Origin of the sequence: Streptomyces sp. Pv4-95, from assembly GCF_045782725.1 — a bacterium.
In the GTDB taxonomy this organism is placed as follows: Bacteria; Actinomycetota; Actinomycetes; order Streptomycetales; family Streptomycetaceae; genus Streptomyces.
In genome coordinates this window covers 5,482,567-5,498,465 of the sequence record NZ_CP127172.1, presented here as the reverse complement: position 1 = coordinate 5,498,465, position 15,899 = coordinate 5,482,567, and the positions used below count along the sequence as shown (strand labels likewise).

The following is a 15,899-nucleotide window of genomic DNA, read 5'->3' as shown; positions in this document are numbered from 1 at the left end:
CCGTGTCCGGGGCGTGATCAACCGATCACGCCCCGGACGCCGTTGTCCCCCTGACCGCTCCCCCGCGCGCCCTCCCGGGGCTCTCTCCCGCGGGTCCGCATCTCCGTCCTCCGCCCGAAGTCCTAGGACCGCGCGTCTGACACCATGGACGGGTGAACAAGATTCCGCGCGGCACGCTTCAGGAGCAGACCTTCTACGAGCAGGTCGGTGGCGAGGAGACCTTCCGCCGCCTGGTGCACCGCTTCTACCAGGGAGTCGCCGAGGACCCGCTGCTGCGGCCGATGTACCCGGAAGAGGATCTGGGCCCGGCCGAGGAGCGGCTCGCGCTCTTCCTCATGCAGTACTGGGGCGGTCCCCGTACGTACAGCGACGGCCGCGGGCACCCCCGGCTGCGGATGCGTCACGCGCCGTTCACGGTCGACCGTGCGGCGCACGACGCGTGGCTGCGGCACATGCGGGACGCCGTGGACTCCCTCGAACTGTCCGAGGAGCACGAAACGACGCTGTGGAACTACCTGACGTACGCGGCCGCGTCGATGGTCAACACCGCGGACTGAGCCCTGCCGCGCCCACTCGCCCGCCAGGCCGCCTGCGGAAACCCGGAAGGCACGGCCCGGCGGGAGGGACGAGGCGTCCGACGGCCACCTACACGCAGGGCGCACGCTTCCCGACGGGCCCCGCACACGCCTGCTCCGCCGCCGCGTAGCAAGGACCCAGCAGGAGCCAGTAAGAGCCGACAGGTGCCAGTACGTGTCTGAGGCGCTCAGGCGGCGCCGATGCTCCAGAGTGGGCCCGTAGAGCCCGTAGAGCGCCCACAAGGGCTACAGGCCGTCCAGAGACCGCCCAGGGCCTCCCGGACCGCCCAGGAAGACTCTCGCCCGGCATTCGGAGCGCACACGGCCGCCAGGGCTGCGGCGCGGCCGCCAGGGAGTGACACGGCCGCCAACGCCGATGCGCGCGGCCCTGGAGTCTTGGAGCGCTGGAAACGTACGCACCAGCGGCCGCCGAGTGGAGGGGCCCGCAGCCGCCCGCCGCACCCGTCATGTCAGAGAGACCTCAGCAGATGGCCGCGCCACGGGCCGGCGGGGCGCCGAGGGCGTGGCCACGCGGGAACCGGGGCGGTGCCGCCCCACGAGCGTCAGGTCGGTGTGACCGACAGCCCCGAGAGCCCCTTGAGCCCCGCCGGGCCGCCCGTCCGTACCGCGATCGAGCCGTAGGCGGTACTCAGGCGCAGCCAGCCACCCGCTGCGAGCAGGGTCGGCGCCTGCGGCTGAGGCGCGGAACGGGGGGCTTCGGCACTCGCCTCGGCGCCGGCGTCGGCGGTGGCGCGTTCCGCGGCGGGTGAAGTGCCGCCGCCCGCGAGGGCGTTGGCGCGCGCCGGGCGCAGGAAGCCCAGCGAATGGGCGGCGTGTGCGGCGCGCAGCGGGAGGTGGGTGTCGCCGAGGGTGCGCGACCAGATGTCGCGGCCGATGCGGTCCCGTTCGGCGCGGGTGCGGTGCTGTGGCGGCAACTCCTCGTCGCGGGCGCGGAATTCGGCGACCGCGGCGGCCACGGCACGGACCAGCGCGTCGGTCTCGGGCAGGCCCGGTACCCGTCGCCAGCCGCCGCGCGGCGGCAGCAGCCCGGCCCAGGGCGGCCCGGTGACCGCGGCGGGCACGGTGACGGTGTCCGCCGACTCCTCGACGCCTTCGAGGAGTTCACCCGCGGAGACCGTGACGTCCAGGGTGCGGTCGTCGTCGGCGAGGCGCGCCGTCCGGATCGCCAGGACCTCGAAGGACGGCGGGCGGCCGAAGACGGCGAGTACCCCGCCGCGGGCCTGGAGTCGTACCGCGGCGGCACGGTCGTAGCGGATCAGCCGGGCCAGGAAGGCGGCGAGGTCCGCCGCCTCCCCGGCATCGGCCAGGCGCAGCGCCGTCATACGGCGACGGCCCCCTCCTGGTGCGACGCGTCGTCCATGTACTCCTTCAGGACGGCCTTCTCCTCCGCGGTGATGCGGCGGGGACGCTCATCGGTGAAGTTGTACGGGACGACGATGGTCGAGGCCCGGAGGTAGAGGGTCGCCTCGTCCTTCACCTCGTACGCGATCGTCATGGACGCGGCGCTGACCTTCGTCACCCACAGTTCGATGGTCACCGGGCTGTGCCGGTGCACCAGCGGCCGCACGTAGTCGATCTCGTGCCGCGCCACGACCGAACCACCCGTGAACGACGGGCTGCCGTTCCCCGGCGCGAGCCGGCGCATGAAGTCGATCCGCGCCTCTTCGAGGTAGCGGACGAACACCGCGTTGTTGACATGGCCGAACGCGTCCATGTCCGACCAGCGCAGGGGGCAGGAGTAGAGGTGTCGCACGACGCTCAGCCCCGGGTCAGCTTCTTGTACGTGGCGCGGTGCGGACGGGCCGCGTCCGGGCCGAGGCGCTCGACCTTGTTCTTCTCGTACGACTCGAAGTTGCCCTCGAACCAGAACCACTTGGAGTCGCCCTCGTACGCCAGGATGTGCGTGGCGACGCGGTCCAGGAACCAGCGGTCGTGGGAGACGACCACCGCGGCACCGGGGAACTCCAGCAGGGCGTTCTCCAGCGAGGAGAGGGTCTCGACGTCGAGGTCGTTGGTCGGCTCGTCGAGGAGCAGCAGGTTGCCGCCCTGCTTGAGGGTCAGCGCGAGGTTGAGGCGGTTGCGCTCACCACCGGAGAGCACACCGGCCGGCTTCTGCTGGTCGGGGCCCTTGAAGCCGAACGCCGAGACGTAGGCGCGCGAGGGCATCTCGACCTGGCCGACGTTGATGTAGTCCAGCTCGTCGGAGACGACGGCCCACAGCGTCTTCTTGGGGTCGATGCTCTCGCGGCTCTGGTCGACGTAGGAGATCTTGACGGTGTCGCCGACCTTGATCGCGCCGGAGTCCGGGGTCTCCAGGCCCTGGATCATCTTGAACAGCGTCGTCTTGCCGGCGCCGTTCGGGCCGATCACGCCGACGATGCCGTTGCGCGGCAGGGTGAAGCTCAGGTCGTCGATGAGGACCTTGTCGCCGAAGGCCTTCGAGAGGTTCTCGACCTCGACGACGATGCTGCCCAGGCGCGGGCCCGGCGGAATCTGGATCTCCTCGAAGTCCAGCTTCCGCATCTTGTCGGCCTCGGCGGCCATTTCCTCGTAACGGGCAAGTCGCGACTTGGACTTGGCCTGGCGCCCCTTGGCGTTGGAGCGGACCCACTCCAGCTCTTCCTTCAGACGCTTCGCACGCTTGGCGTCCTTCTGGCCCTCGACCTTGAGGCGGGTCTGCTTGGTCTCCAGGTACTTGGAGTAGTTGCCCTCGTAGCCGTGCAGGCGGCCGCGGTCGACCTCGCAGATCCACTGGGCGACGTGGTCGAGGAAGTACCGGTCGTGGGTGACGGCGACGACGGTGCCGGGGTACTTCGCGAGGTGCTGCTCCAGCCACTGCACGGACTCGGCGTCCAGGTGGTTGGTGGGCTCGTCGAGGAGCAGCAGGTCGGGCGCTTCGAGCAGCAGCTTGCAGAGCGCGACGCGGCGGCGCTCACCACCGGAGAGGTTGGTGACCGGCCAGTCGCCGGGCGGGCAGCCCAGGGCGTCCATGGCCTGCTCCAGCTGGGTGTCCAGGTCCCACGCGTTGGCGTGGTCGAGGTCCTCCTGGAGCTTGCCCATCTCCTCCATCAGCGCGTCGGAGTAGTCGGTCGCCATCAGCTCGGCGACCTCGTTGAAGCGGTGCAGCTTGCCCATGACCTCGGCGGCGCCGTCCTGCACGTTCTGCAGCACGGTCTTGGACTCGTCCAGCGGCGGCTCCTGCAGGAGCATGCCGACGGTGTAGCCCGGGGAGAGGAACGCGTCACCGTTCGACGGCTGCTCAAGACCGGCCATGATCTTCAGCACCGTGGACTTACCGGCGCCGTTGGGACCCACGACACCGATCTTCGCGCCCGGCAGGAAGCTCAGCGTCACGTCATCGAGGATGACCTTGTCGCCGTGCGCCTTGCGCGCCTTGCGCATCGTGTAGATGTACTCAGCCAAGAGAAACCGTCCGGCAGTTTTGGATCTATCAGGTCTGTGTGCGGCTCCGCCGCCTGGGCCATGGTGCGGCGTGGCCGAGGGCAGATACACCCCATCTTGCCGTACGTCCATCCCCCGGGGGAAACGGGTGCCACTGGGCGGACAGCGGATGGGCCCGGTATGGGCGGGCCGGAGAGGGCCCCGGAGAGATCATTCAGGGGGCTCCGGAGGGGTTTCCGGAGGGGCTCCGGAGGAGGCTCTCAGGGGGTGCAGGAGGGTCGCGTGCGCGAGGTTCGCCGATGGCCCGCGGACGGACGCACGCAGATGGACACCGGCGGACGTACGCGGGCGCGGGCGACCACGACGCGTCTCCCTCGCTTTCACGGCTCTCGCGGCTCCTCCCGCTGCTCGCGCTCCTCGCGACCCGGGCGCTTGGGCAGGGCGGGCCGGAGGTCGTCGTGGCCGGAGGGGCGCGGGGAAGGTGGGGAGGCGCCGGAGGACGCCTGTGGCCCCGGAGCGCGTGTGCGCTCCGGGGCCACAGGTTGGTTCGCCGGGTCACCGACTCCGGTCGGTCGACCGGAGTCGGTCCCTTCCGGTCAGCCGACCGGCAGGTCGCTCACTCGGTGACGCGGTCACTGAGCGGGGGTGCCGGCCTTCTTCTTGCGAAGGAAGAACACCGCGCCGCCGCCGACCAGCACCAGGACGAGCGCGATACCCGCGATCATCGGGGTGGCGTTGCTGGAACCGGTCTCGGCGAGGTCACCGCCGTTGTCGCCGCCGGTGCTGCCGCCGGCCGTGGCCGGGCTCGGCTGCGAGGACGGCTTGCCGCCGCCGCTGCCCGCGGTCTTGCAGTCCAGGACCCCGGAGAAGGACTTCTTGAAGCCGCCCTCGCCCTTGATCGTGATCGAGTACGGCTGGTCCTCGGCCACCGGCACGGTCACGGTCTGCGACTTGCCCGGAGCGATCTCGTACTCCTTGCCGGAGAGCTGGAAGCGGAACGCCTCATCGCCCTTGTTGCTGGCGGTGACGTCCACACCACCCTTGGCGCAGTTCTTCTCGGCGGTGATCGCCGGGATGGCGCCCTGCTTCTTCCAGGAGACCGTGGCCGCCGCGGAGACGGTGGACTCGCTGGAGCCGGCCAGGATCTGCGTCTGGCTCTTGGCGTGCTGGCCGATGCCGGTGAAGGCACGGCCCACCGGGACCTTGGTCGCGGCCTGGGCGGTCAGCGAGGTGCTGCCGTCCGCGGCACCCGCGGGGACGTCGAAGAACAGCTGCGTGCCGTCGGCGGCGCTGGTGACGGGCTTGCCGTCCTTGCCCACGACCTTGACACCGGCCGGCACGTCGGCGGCCGGCGAGACCGTGACGCTGTCGGCGTTGGTGTGCACGGTGACCGGACCGAGACGGCTGCCGGACTTGCCGGAGACGGCCGGCGGGTCCAGCGTCAGCGACGCCTTGGGCTCGGCGAGGTTCTGCGCGCTCTTCTCGAGGAAGTCGGCGAGCTTCTCGGCCGCCGGGTCGACCGCGTCGACCTTGACGTGGTCGGAGAAGCGCCAGATGGCGACCTGGGTACCGGCCGCGGCGGTCTTCTCGGTGAGGTTGCCGGCGCCGGCCTTGGAGGCGAGCGCCGCCAGGTCGTTCACCTGCGGGTAGGAGTTCTGCAGAATCCAGCGGATCTTGCCCGCGTCCCCGTTGTTGTGCAGCGACGAGGCGCTCCAGGGCACTTCCTGGTACTTCGCCTGCTGCTGCGTCGGGTTGTGGATGTCGATGCAGTACGTCTGGAGCGTGCCGCCGTTGTCGACCGCCATCTCGAACAGGCCGGCGCCGACGCGCTGGTCCTGGCCGTCGGCGTGCACGACTGCCTGGTCGAAGGTCTTCAGACCACCGAGCGTCGCGGTGGCACCCCCGTGCGTGGGAGTCGTCTCATCCGCCGCGGCAGTTCCCGCGGTGGCTATCGCACCCGCCGCGACCAGGCCTGAGGCCACAACCGCGGCAGCAAGGCGGGCTGCGCCCCGCCTCTTCATCGAAAGCATGATTTCCCCTCTGGGCGAGGCGATCGAATGGGGAGGGTGCCTCGCCGGAAAGATCCTGAAGAACTCAACAGCCGAAAAAAGTCAGCCCCCGTGAGTACTCGACGGATCCTATGGAGCAGGGGCATCAGGGTCCCCAGGAATGGCATTCCATAACCGATCCGAATCGCAATCGTTATCGATCGCGGGCACCCTGACCTGGCATTATCGACAAATCAACGGGACTTTTCGGGGCACTGACGCCTTCTCAGGCGCACTGCGCCCACAGGGAGTTGGCGATGCGGCAGGAGGGGCGGCGCAGCGTACGGAGGTGGTGAAGACGCCGGCCGCACGGGAAGGGCGGGAGGCGAGGGCCGGTTGGGAGGGGTGGGCAGGGCCGCTCCCTGTGGAGGCGAGACGGTGACGTACTCCGCCCGAGCGTCGCCTTCTTCGGCTCGTGGTCCCTCGCCGGGTCGTTCCACTCGTACGCCGTCGCCGCGCTGCTCGGCTCGTACGCTCTTGCCGGACTGCTCGCCCCGTGGCCCCTCGCCGGGCTGCCCGCCTGGTGGCCCCTCGCCTTCGGCTTCGATGGCGACCGCCGGTGCCGATGCGTTCACGGCCGCCTCTGCCCCGCCTGGGTCCGGCACGGGTGTTGCCGCGTTCGCCGTTGCCGCCCCTCCCGTTGCTGCCCCTGCCGTCGACGTTCGCGTGCCGATGCCGTTGCCAGTGCCCGTGCCAGTGCCGGCTGCCCATGGGTCGGGGCCCGACGTGCCGGGCTGCGCCGGGACGACGTCCAAGCGCGGCCGCGCAGCGCGGCGGAAGGCGGCGGTGCCGCGGGAGAGGTCGTGGCCGATCGCGACGGCGTCGACCTCCGCGGAGAACCAGCGCTGCCCGCCTTGCTCCGGCGGCTTCTCCCCTTCTCGCAGCCGCAACCTGCCCTGAACGATGAGAGGTTCTCCCACCGCTACCGACGCGGCGACGTTGTCGGCGAGTGTCCGCCACGACCGCACGGTGTAGAAACTCGTGTCCCCGTCGGTCCAGCACTCCCGCGTCCGGTCCCAGCGCCGGGACGTCGACGCCAGCCGGAACCTGGCGACCGGCACCCCCGTCGGCGTCTGCCGGTGCTCCACCGCCGTCGCGGCGTTCCCCACCAAGGTCACCATCGTCTCGCTCATCGAACCCACTCCCCCGTTCGCTCTCCCCGAGCTTCCTCGGGTGCTGACCGCGTCGCGATCTGCCTGCGATTCATGCTGCAGGGAATCGGCGCAGGCCGCAGAGACCTGTGGACGAACGCCCGGTTGTGGATAACCCCGCCACCCGGAAGGGGAAGGCCGAGCGCAGGAGGGCACGTCCAAGGGCAGGTGAGGGGGAGGCTGATGGACCGATGGGCAGGAAAGGCGAAGGGGCGGCCGATACCGGGCCGCCCCAGCTGCCTCGCGCGCCCTGCCGGCCTCCTCCTCCCGGCTCCGTGACGCGCTACCCGTCAAGCCCCCGAGGCCACCGCGTACCGCTCGCGAACCTCGCGGTAGCGCAACAGCTCGGCGGCGACCGGCTCCAGAACCCTGGCCCGTCCGCAGCCCGCCGCCGCGCCCCTCAGCCGTCGCTCGGCGTCCTGGCCGTACCGCCGGGCCGGGCCGCGTGCCGCGATCCGGCACATCCAGGCCAGCACCGGGCCGCCCACCGCACCGATGGCCGCGGGCAGCAGTGCGGAGAGCCATGCCGACGTGTCCGTCAGCCCCGTCGCCGCGCCCAGCAGCCACAACGCGCCCGCCACTTGCAGGGCGAGCAGCAGGCCCTGCAACACCGCGGCCACCTTCCACCATCGCGGTTTCACCGCCGGTCCGCCCCTGAGGGATTCCTCGGCGTCGGCCGCCACCTTGTCCAGCGCACCCGGCAGTTCGACCGCACCGCGGCTCGCGGCCTCGCGCACGGCCTGTGCCCAGGGCGCCGGCAACCCGCGCGCGGCATCGCCCGCCACGGCCCGTACGGCCTGCTCCACCACCGGCCGGGCCGCCGCCCGCCCGTCCGCCGCTCCGTCGCCGCCCCCGGGCCCCGGTACGCCGGTCGCCCCGCTCACCTGCCCGTACTGTCCCTGCCTGCCGACCTGCCCGCGCCCGGCCGACCCGCCCCCGGACAGTCCACTTCCGGTGTGGGCTTCCTCCGCCCGCCGTCCCCGCCGCCGGCCGTTGAGCCGCGACCACGGGGAGCCGTAGGCGCGGTAGGCGTGCCGCAGCCAATCGCGTTCCGCCGCGCGCCCGGTGGCCACCGCGCCGACCGCCTCGGCCAGCCGGTCGTCGAACTCCTCACGGGCCCGTTCCGTCAGCCCGATACGGCTGTCCGCGACATACACCGACCGCAGCCGCTCGGCGGCCGCGTCGACGTCCGCCATGAGCCGCCGGCTCGCCGCGCCCCGTTCCGTGACGAACTGGCCGAGCGTCTCGCGCAGTTCCACGACGCCCTCGCCGGTAGCGGCGGAGAGTGCCAGCACCACCGCCCCGGGCTCGCCGTGCTCGCCGAGCGCCAGACCGTCCTCGTCCAGCAGCCGGCGCAGGTCGTCCACCACCTGGTCGGTGGCGTCGCCGGGCAGCCGGTCCACCTGGTTGAGCACGACGAAGGTGACCTCGGCGTAGCCAGCCAAGGGCCGCAGATACCGCTCGTGCAGCACGGCGTCGGCGTACTTCTCCGGGTCGACGACCCAGATCACCGCGTCCACCAGCTCCAGCATCCGGTCGACCTGCGTCCGGTTCTCGGTGGCCGCCGAGTCGTGGTCGGGCAGGTCGAGCAGGATGAGTCCGCGCAGCTCGGGGGCATCGTCCATGGGGGTGTGGCGGCGATGCGCCGGCACGCCCAGGCGGTCCAGCAGCCCCTCCGCGCCGGGCCTGCCGTCCGACCAGACGCAGGCCACCGGCTGGCAGGTCGTCGGCCGTCGGGCGCCGACCTGCGAACGGCTCGCTCCCGCCAGCGCGTTGAACAGCGAGGACTTCCCGCTTCCGGTCGCGCCGGCGATGGCGACGACGGTGTACTCGCCGGAGAGTCGGTAGCGCTCGTTCGCCGCCTCCAGCACCCGGCCCGCGTCCTCCAGCGTCTCGGCGTCCAACCGGGTACGGGAGAGCGCGATCAGCTCGCGCAACGCGTCAAGCCGGGGCCGCAGCTCGTCACCGACGGCGCGCCGGTCCGTCCCCCGCCCGTAGGGACCGGGCCGGTCCGTCACCGCGCTCTCCCTGCTGCCCCGGGGCGATCCGTCTCGCGCCGCCGCCCGGCCGCCCCGGGCCACCTGCCCGCCGAGACCGACCGTCCCGCCGCCCGACCGCAGGTCCTCGTGCGCGGCGTCCTCCCTGGCCGCGGCCAGGTCGACGGCCACATCCCCGCCGACGCCCGCACGGGTGCTGCTGCACGTGCCGACGCCGGAGCCGCACTGCGCGCCTGCGGTCAGGAGCTGTTCCTGAGTCGCCGCTTGCCCCGGGGCCGCCGTCCGGGCCTCCTCCGCCTCCAGCGCTCGCCGCCGTCCTCCGGGCCGCGGGAACTCTCCCACCCGTGCCCGGCGCGCGATCAACCCGTCGTCCCAGGGCCCGCCTCGCACATCGCCCGGCCCGGCCGCCGCATCCGCCGCCTCGTCTCCGATCGCACCCACTCCATCGTCGACCGCACCACTTCCGGCGGCGGCATCACTTCCGTCGACCGCTTCGGCACCCACGGCGGCCAGGACCCCGCCGATGCCACCGTCGACGTCCCCCGGGGTGCGCGGCCCCGGAGCGCTCGGAGTGGGGTCACCTGGAGTGCGGCCGCCGGGCGGGAGGGCACTCGCGGTGGCGTCGCCGGGAGTGGCGTCGCTCGGAGCGAGTGCGGCCGGAGTCGGACCGCCCGGCCCCAAGGCGCCCGGAGCAGCCGGAACGGCCTGCTCCCCCGGGACCGACTGATTCTCCCGCCCCGCCTGATGCCCCTGGGGTTCCCGATGCTCCTGGGGATCCTGACCCGTCTGTCCGGCCTGTGCGGCCTGCCCCGCGTGCTCCGTAGAAGCGGTCACCCCGACACCTTCTCCTTCTGCAGAACGGACAGCGCGGCGATCAATTCGGCCTGCTGATCCGGTGGCACGGCCAGCTTGTCCAGTGGCACCAGCCGCCGCTCACGCTCGGCGTCCAACGCGCACTCCACATACGTCGTCAGGAGGCTGCCGCCCCGGTCGCACAGGCTCAGCGCGCTCTGTGCCCCCAGCAGGTCGGCGAGGTTCTCACCCGCGGTACGGGCGCGCCGGCCACCGAGCAGCGCGGTGGCCAGCAGCGCCGCAGACTCCTCGGGCTCGACCGAGCCGGGCCGCTCGCCGGCCTGGCCGCCGCGGGCCTCGCGGGTCTCCTCGTCGGCCAGTTCCTCCAGGCAGCGGCGCCAGCGGCGGGCGAGCACGCCGAGGCGCTCGCCCGCGCCCGCGGCACCGGCGGCGGCCGACCGCACGACCTCGGCCGCCGCGGGATCGCGCCGCCAGGCGTCGGCGGCCCGTTCGTCGGCCTCCTCGACGGCGCAGGCCAGCAGGGACGTGAGCCCGCTGGTGAGCGCGTCCAGCAGTTCGTCCGGCCGACCGCCGAGTTTGTGGTCGTGCCAGTGGGCACGCGCGTCGCCGGCCAGCACCTCGCCTGCCGCGACTTCCCGGCGTACGCGCTCCGCCGCCTCCTCGTACGCCTCCTCGACGCGGCAGGCCAGCCGCAGTGCCGCGGCGTGCTGGGCGGCGGCCGCTCCGGCCAGGGCGGGCACTCTGCTGCGCAGGGAGGCGATGACGCCGGCTGCGGTGCGGTCCGAGGCGGCCGCGCGGGCCACCGGGTCCTGGGCGTGCTGTTCCAGCCAGGCGCGCAGGGCGGCGACGGCCGTGGCGGGCAGCAGTCCGCTGCCGCCGCCGGCCGACTCGGGGAGCTCGGGGATGGTGAAGCGCGGCACGTGGCCGAGCCCGGCCCGCTGGAGCAGTTCGGCGTACCGCCCGGAGATGTCGGTGGCGATCTGGTGGGGCACCCGGTCCAGCACGGTCACGAGCGTGACGTCGTACTCCTTTGCGGTGCGCAGCAGATGCCAGGGCACCGCGTCGGCGTAGCGGGCGGCCGTGGTGACCAGCACCCATACGTCCGCAGCGCAGATCAGCTCGGCGGCCAGTTCCCGGTTGCCGGCGACGAGGGAGTCGATGTCCGGGGCATCCAGCAGCGCCAGTCCGCTGGGCAGCGCGGGATCGGTCTCGATCCGCACGGTCGGCATTCCGGAGTCGGCGCCTGCCCCCGCGCCGTACCCGTCATGGAGGCCGTAGCCGGAGCCGGGTCGGCCGTAGTCGTGTCCCGGCCCGCGCCGGTCGCCACGGCTCCCGTCGTTGCGGAGTCCGTGGCCGGATCCGTGATCGCGGCCCTCGCCCGCCCCGTGGCCGAACCCGTCCCCATACGCCGGCTCGCGCTGTGCGCCGGGTCCGTAGGGCGGGCCGCCGGCCGCGTACGGGCCGTCCGGGTCGTCGCCGCCTTCCTGCTCGGGCACCCACACCCGGGAGAGGCGTGGCAGCACCCGTTGGCCCGCGAACCAGTGCTGGTCGTCCGGATGGCAGACGAGCACCGGTGTACGCGTCGTCGGGCGCAGCACCCCCGCCTCGGAGACACGCCGTCCCACCAGCGAGTTGACCAGGGTGGACTTGCCCGCGCCGGTGGATCCGCCGATCACCGCGAGGAGCGGTGCCTGAGGTGAGCGCAGGCGGGGAATCACATAGTCGTCGAGTTGGGCGAGCAGCTCGGCCCGGCTCCGCCGTGCGCGGGCGGCGCCCCGTAGTGGCAGCGGAAACCGTGCGGCGTCGACACGGTCGCGCAGTACGGACAGTGCCTCGATCAGTCGCGGTCGTACGTCCAAGGTCGCCACATGTGCAGAATGCCCAATTTCGTTGGCTTTTTGAAGCGTATAACCCCTCGTGTGCCCCGCAAGAACCCCTACAGAACGGGATAAGTGGCGCATGAGGCGTACGCGACAATTGAGACGCAGGCATAACGAGTGCACAACACCCGGCGCGTGGGGTGCCAAAACCGGTGCAGGATTCGTACCTGCCTGCGATTCTTGGACCGCTTCACGGAACCTCCACAACGTGCCACGGAGGTGAAGCAACCGGGACAAGGCACCCGGACCTCTATCCTTGTCCGCGGTCCGTGATCCACGTCCACCGCCCGGCCCCCGTAGCTCAGTGGATAGAGCAGGTGCCTTCTAAGCACTTGGCCGCAGGTTCGAGTCCTGCCGGGGGCGCAAACAGCCCCTCACCTGCAAGAACAGGTGAGGGGTTTTCTCATGTCCGGTTCGCACAGCGCATATAGACCAAGTGCCTTGACCTCACTACCCTCGGATCATGACCGCCACCCGGGGGTACGACATCGCCCCTCTCGCGTCCTCATGGGTCCGCGCACTTCGGGCCCGGAACCTCTCGGAGAACACGCAGCGCGTCTACTCCCGCGCCGCCACAGGGCTCCGCAACTACCTCCTCGACTACGACCCGCCGGCCGAGGACACCGAGGCCCGGCCGCGGCCGACCACGCTGGAGGGGCCGACCGGCCTGCACCGCGAGCACGTCGAGGCGTACATCAATCACATGCTGAAGACGACGTCACCGGCGACGGCGCATCAATACTTCCGGTCGCTGAAAACGTTCTTCAATTGGTGTGTCGACGAGGAGGAGATTGACCGCTCCCCCATGCGGACGATGAAGCCCCCGCAGCTACCCGAGGTTGAAGTCCCGGTCATCCCTGAGGACTCTCTCAAGGCGCTGTTCGCCACCTGCAAGGGCAAAGGGTTCCAGGAACGCCGGGACACGGCGCTGCTGATGATGTTCCTCGACACCGGCGGCCGGCTCTCCGAGGTGACGGATCGGCGGCAAGCCGCGCTCGATCTCGACCTCATGGTCTTGCACGTCCTCGGCAAGGGCGGCCGGGAGCGGCCGGCCCCGTTCGGCCGGGCAACCGCGCTCGCCATGGACCGGTACTTGCGGGCCGCCGGCAAGCACCTCGGCCGTGATCTAGAGCCGACGGATCCACTCTGGTTCGGCGTCAAGTCCAAGTCTTCCCTCACCATTTGGGGGGTGGGGACGATGATCGAGCGGCGGTGCAAAGAGGCGGGCATCCCGCATATCCACCCACATCAGTTCCGGCACACGTTCGCGCACCTGTGGAAGGTGAACGGGGGTAATGAGGACGCCTTGATGCGGATCATGGGCTGGCGGTCCCGTCAGATGTTGTCGCGGTACGGGGCGTCAGCCGGCGAGGAGCGGGCACGGCAGCAGCACAGAGACTTGAGCCCCGGTGACCGCCTGTAGGGCGGGCCGGGGCGCGTTCGTCGCGATCAGGTGGGGCTGGGCCGATCGGGTCCGGCCCCACCGGTATCTGTGGGCGAGTCAGGGGGGCGAGAACAGGGCCCGTTGCGCGTCCATCTCCCGCTGTCTACAGCCTCTTGCAGCAATCCGGTGAGGGCCTCGGCGATCTCGTCGGGTGGCCTGCTGAAGTCGATGCCAAGTTCGAAATGGTGTGCACTGTCGTAGAGGGCGAGCGGCGCCTCTCCGTCCAGGTTCACCGCGCGCACGCGCATGCGTGGCGGTACCTCAGATGACACCCGACCCCCATTCCCGTGCGAGCGCAGACACAACGGGCCACCGCACACACGTTCGAATTGCACGAGGTGCGATCACTCTACGCTTCAGCATGCACTCTTGGCGTCACCTTAATCAGTGAACCTGAAACCTTCACTGCATATGACAACGCAGCGTTGGGGAGGGTTACGCGCCTTCCGCGTCTCGCCGCGCCTCGTCGAGGAATCGGCGGGTCGCAGGCATGTCCGCGGCCGTCACCTCGGGATCGTGCGCCACGCGGACGACCGCATCGTCATCACCCGGCCCGACGCCGAACGGGTCATCAACGATGATGCCGACGTACTGCTGAATGGCCGCAGCCTGCACGGCAGTCAGGGGGACGCCGAGGCCGGCGGCGATGGCGCGCAGCACTTCCGGCGTGATCTTCACCTGGTGGCCCTTGGCGAGGTTCCCCGCGGTGCTCTTGCTGATCGAGCGTCCCGACTCCGGATCGATGGCGCGCTCGGCGAAAGCACGGACGGTGAGGGGACGGCCGTCGCCTACATGCTCTTGAACAAGACGCGTTAGCGCGTCTGTCTGCTCGGCCATATCCCCGATTCCCCTCGGTCACTGTCCACGGTTGAGCCCTCAACTACGCCCATCGGTCCAGGCAGGGAGCGTAAGGCAACCCTCACCCGTGGACAGCCATTGTCCACGGAACGGGACAGCCGCGCATACGGGGCCTCGGGTCTTTGACGCAATCCACACCTAATCGGTGGACACACCTTGTCCACGAAACTGGACAAGCGCTGTGCTACCTGCCATGCTTCAGATGTCCAGAAACGTGGACACCGAACGGAGAACAGTGCCCCGCTATCGACTGCATGACGGTGACCTGCTGCGCCTGCTGATGAATCAGCACGGCGACACGCCGGTCAGCGTTCGCGATTTCGCCGCCGAGACGGGACTTTCCAAGTCCAAGGTTCAGGCCCTCATAGACGAGGACCGGCCAACCGTCTCCGGCGCCGAGGCGCGCAGGGTCGCGGCGGCGCTGCACTTGGCTCCGCGCGCTCTGTTTCACCCCGTGTCCATGTCCATGGACATGGACGATGACCCGGTGACATGCCCCCGGAGGGACACCCATGGATCCGCAGGACCGCACGCTCCGAGCCCGTCTCGCCGCTCACACCTCGTGGGCGAACACCGCCGACCCGGCCTCGCGGACCGCCAAGGCCCGAGCCGCAGCCAACGGCAAGTTCGTGCAGCAGGCGCGAGCGCTGCACCCGACGGCCAGTGACGAGCGGATCGCCGAGGTCGCCGCGCACCTGAAGAAGGCGCACTTCTCGCGCCTCGCGCTGGCGTCGAGCAAGGCCCGCCGTGCCAAGGCCAAGGCCGCCGAGACTCCGGCCGCCTGAATTTCCGCCATCCCGACGTGAGTCGGGGCCGCAACCGGACTCCACCCGGCGCGACCCCTCCGGCTCACCTCACCAAACACACAAACGAGAGGCTCACCGTGAGCACCAACCCTATCGACTTCCCCGGTCGGTTCGACCGGTCGATCCCCATCCCCATCCCGCTCCCCGCTCCCCGCACGCCCGTTGTCCTGGTGGACCGCGAGGGCGACGAGTGGCGGCCGGCCGGGCTTACGGCGAGCGCCGATGTGCTGCTCGTCTGCGACGCGCCGCGGAACGCCGACGACCGCGGAACGGGCGAGTCCCGCCCGTGGACGGTGTCGTCGGTGGCCCGGTCGTTCGGCCCGCTGGTTCGCCGGTTGGACGGTGCGGCATGAACGCCCGCCTCGTGAGCCGTGCGGCGGATCTGATCTGCCGCTCGATGAAGACCAAGCAGACGGCGGCGGGTATCGCCGCGGACCTCGACGCGGCCGGGATGCTCCAGTCGCCGGAGTCGGCGGCCGAGGTCGAGCGGCTGCGAACGCGGGTCGCCGAACTCGAACAGCAGACGGCCGCTGTCCAGGCGGTGCACGTGAAGCACCCGGACTCCGAGCACTGCCAGCACGACGGCGAACGGTGGCCCTGCCCGACTCTGGGCGCGATCGAGGACGACGAGACCCCCTGCTCCCCGTGGCAACGCGTGGTCGACGCCCTCAACGCCCTTGAGGACATGTGGATTCCGGTGCACATCGAGCCGGACGGGCACATCAGTAACCCGCTCGGAGACGAACACATCGAGTGGGCCCGCGACGGGCAGCGTTGGCGGCTCGTGCACGACGACGAGGCCGACGAGGTGCCGCTCACCGCCGAGCAGATCGAGGCCCGCCGCCTCGACTACCGCGCGACCATGCGCGCCGCCGGTGGTGACCTCCCGTGATCTGGCTTCTCG

13 protein-coding genes and 1 tRNA gene are annotated in these 15,899 nt (G+C 71.2%); 6 read left to right on the top strand and 8 right to left on the bottom strand.

Going from position 1 to position 15,899, the window contains the following annotated elements; translation table 11 throughout:
• Positions 1 to 152: 152 nt before the first annotated feature.
• Positions 153 to 557 carry a globin gene (locus QOM21_RS24115; protein WP_393895495.1) on the top strand — a complete coding sequence of 135 codons (405 nt, stop codon included), beginning with the start codon at positions 153 to 155 and terminating at the stop codon, positions 555 to 557.
• A 581-nt stretch (positions 558 to 1,138) separates the two neighbouring features.
• Here QOM21_RS24115 and QOM21_RS24110 read toward each other — a convergent pair.
• The 7 genes from QOM21_RS24110 to QOM21_RS24080 form a co-directional block, all read right to left on the bottom strand.
• A complete protein-coding gene (locus tag QOM21_RS24110; protein ID WP_407553127.1) occupies positions 1,139 to 1,918 on the bottom strand; it encodes a hypothetical protein in 780 nt (259 codons plus the stop codon).
• Positions 1,915 to 2,349: an acyl-CoA thioesterase gene (locus QOM21_RS24105; RefSeq protein ID WP_407553126.1), complete on the bottom strand. Its 435-nt coding sequence runs from the start codon at positions 2,347 to 2,349 to the stop codon at positions 1,915 to 1,917. Before QOM21_RS24105 ends, QOM21_RS24110 begins: the two co-directional genes overlap by 4 nt.
• 5 nt (positions 2,350 to 2,354) lie before the next feature.
• The gene (gene ettA / locus QOM21_RS24100; RefSeq protein ID WP_407553125.1) at positions 2,355 to 4,019 is read right to left on the bottom strand and encodes an energy-dependent translational throttle protein EttA; all 1,665 of its coding nucleotides are present in this window, start codon (positions 4,017 to 4,019) and stop codon (positions 2,355 to 2,357) included.
• A 611-nt stretch (positions 4,020 to 4,630) separates the two neighbouring features.
• On the bottom strand, positions 4,631 to 6,028 hold the full coding sequence (locus tag QOM21_RS24095; RefSeq protein ID WP_407553124.1) for an LAETG motif-containing sortase-dependent surface protein: 1,398 nt from the start codon (positions 6,026 to 6,028) through the stop codon (positions 4,631 to 4,633).
• A gap of 212 nt (positions 6,029 to 6,240) precedes the next feature.
• The gene (locus QOM21_RS24090) at positions 6,241 to 7,167 is read right to left on the bottom strand and encodes a single-stranded DNA-binding protein (RefSeq protein ID WP_407555778.1); all 927 of its coding nucleotides are present in this window, start codon (positions 7,165 to 7,167) and stop codon (positions 6,241 to 6,243) included.
• A gap of 320 nt (positions 7,168 to 7,487) precedes the next feature.
• Positions 7,488 to 10,028 carry a GTPase gene (locus QOM21_RS24085; RefSeq protein ID WP_407553123.1) on the bottom strand — a complete coding sequence of 847 codons (2,541 nt, stop codon included), beginning with the start codon at positions 10,026 to 10,028 and terminating at the stop codon, positions 7,488 to 7,490.
• Positions 10,025 to 11,866 carry an ATP-binding protein gene (locus tag QOM21_RS24080; RefSeq protein WP_407555777.1) on the bottom strand — a complete coding sequence of 614 codons (1,842 nt, stop codon included), beginning with the start codon at positions 11,864 to 11,866 and terminating at the stop codon, positions 10,025 to 10,027. Before QOM21_RS24080 ends, QOM21_RS24085 begins: the two co-directional genes overlap by 4 nt.
• A 311-nt stretch (positions 11,867 to 12,177) precedes the next feature.
• On the opposite strand from QOM21_RS24080, the gene QOM21_RS24075 reads away from it, so the two are divergent.
• Both QOM21_RS24075 and QOM21_RS24070 read left to right on the top strand, forming a co-directional pair.
• A tRNA-Arg gene (locus QOM21_RS24075) sits at positions 12,178 to 12,250 on the top strand.
• Between the two features lie 100 nt (positions 12,251 to 12,350).
• Positions 12,351 to 13,310, top strand: coding sequence for a tyrosine-type recombinase/integrase (locus tag QOM21_RS24070; RefSeq protein WP_407553122.1), 960 nt, complete (start codon positions 12,351 to 12,353; stop codon positions 13,308 to 13,310).
• Positions 13,311 to 13,766: 456 nt separating this feature from the next.
• Here QOM21_RS24070 and QOM21_RS24065 read toward each other — a convergent pair whose 3' ends face one another.
• The gene (locus tag QOM21_RS24065; protein ID WP_407553121.1) at positions 13,767 to 14,168 is read right to left on the bottom strand and encodes a hypothetical protein; all 402 of its coding nucleotides are present in this window, start codon (positions 14,166 to 14,168) and stop codon (positions 13,767 to 13,769) included.
• 533 nt (positions 14,169 to 14,701) lie between these two features.
• On the opposite strand from QOM21_RS24065, the gene QOM21_RS24060 reads away from it, so the two are divergent.
• The 3 genes from QOM21_RS24060 to QOM21_RS24050 all read left to right on the top strand — a co-directional run bounded on the left by QOM21_RS24060 (position 14,702) and on the right by QOM21_RS24050 (position 15,887).
• On the top strand, positions 14,702 to 14,974 hold the full coding sequence (locus QOM21_RS24060) for a hypothetical protein (protein WP_407553120.1): 273 nt from the start codon (positions 14,702 to 14,704) through the stop codon (positions 14,972 to 14,974).
• A gap of 98 nt (positions 14,975 to 15,072) precedes the next feature.
• Complete coding sequence (locus tag QOM21_RS24055; protein ID WP_407553119.1) at positions 15,073 to 15,348, top strand: hypothetical protein; 276 nt, start codon at positions 15,073 to 15,075, stop codon at positions 15,346 to 15,348.
• The gene (locus QOM21_RS24050) at positions 15,345 to 15,887 is read left to right on the top strand and encodes a hypothetical protein (protein WP_407553118.1); all 543 of its coding nucleotides are present in this window, start codon (positions 15,345 to 15,347) and stop codon (positions 15,885 to 15,887) included. Before QOM21_RS24055 ends, QOM21_RS24050 begins: the two co-directional genes overlap by 4 nt.
• Positions 15,888 to 15,899: the final 12 nt, after the last annotated feature.

What these genes read in the sequence shown, in the direction of transcription:
- QOM21_RS24110 (WP_407553127.1), bottom strand. Translation starts at nt 1,918, where the DNA reads ATGACGGCGCTGCGCCTGGCCGATGCCGGGGAGGCGGCGGACCTCGCC.
- QOM21_RS24095 (WP_407553124.1), bottom strand. Translation starts at nt 6,028, where the DNA reads ATGCTTTCGATGAAGAGGCGGGGCGCAGCCCGCCTTGCTGCCGCGGTT.
- QOM21_RS24090 (WP_407555778.1), bottom strand. Translation starts at nt 7,167, where the DNA reads ATGGTGACCTTGGTGGGGAACGCCGCGACGGCGGTGGAGCACCGGCAG.
- QOM21_RS24070 (WP_407553122.1), top strand. Translation starts at nt 12,351, where the DNA reads ATGACCGCCACCCGGGGGTACGACATCGCCCCTCTCGCGTCCTCATGG.
- QOM21_RS24065 (WP_407553121.1), bottom strand. Translation starts at nt 14,168, where the DNA reads ATGGCCGAGCAGACAGACGCGCTAACGCGTCTTGTTCAAGAGCATGTA.
- QOM21_RS24060 (WP_407553120.1), top strand. Translation starts at nt 14,702, where the DNA reads ATGGATCCGCAGGACCGCACGCTCCGAGCCCGTCTCGCCGCTCACACC.
- QOM21_RS24050 (WP_407553118.1), top strand. Translation starts at nt 15,345, where the DNA reads ATGAACGCCCGCCTCGTGAGCCGTGCGGCGGATCTGATCTGCCGCTCG.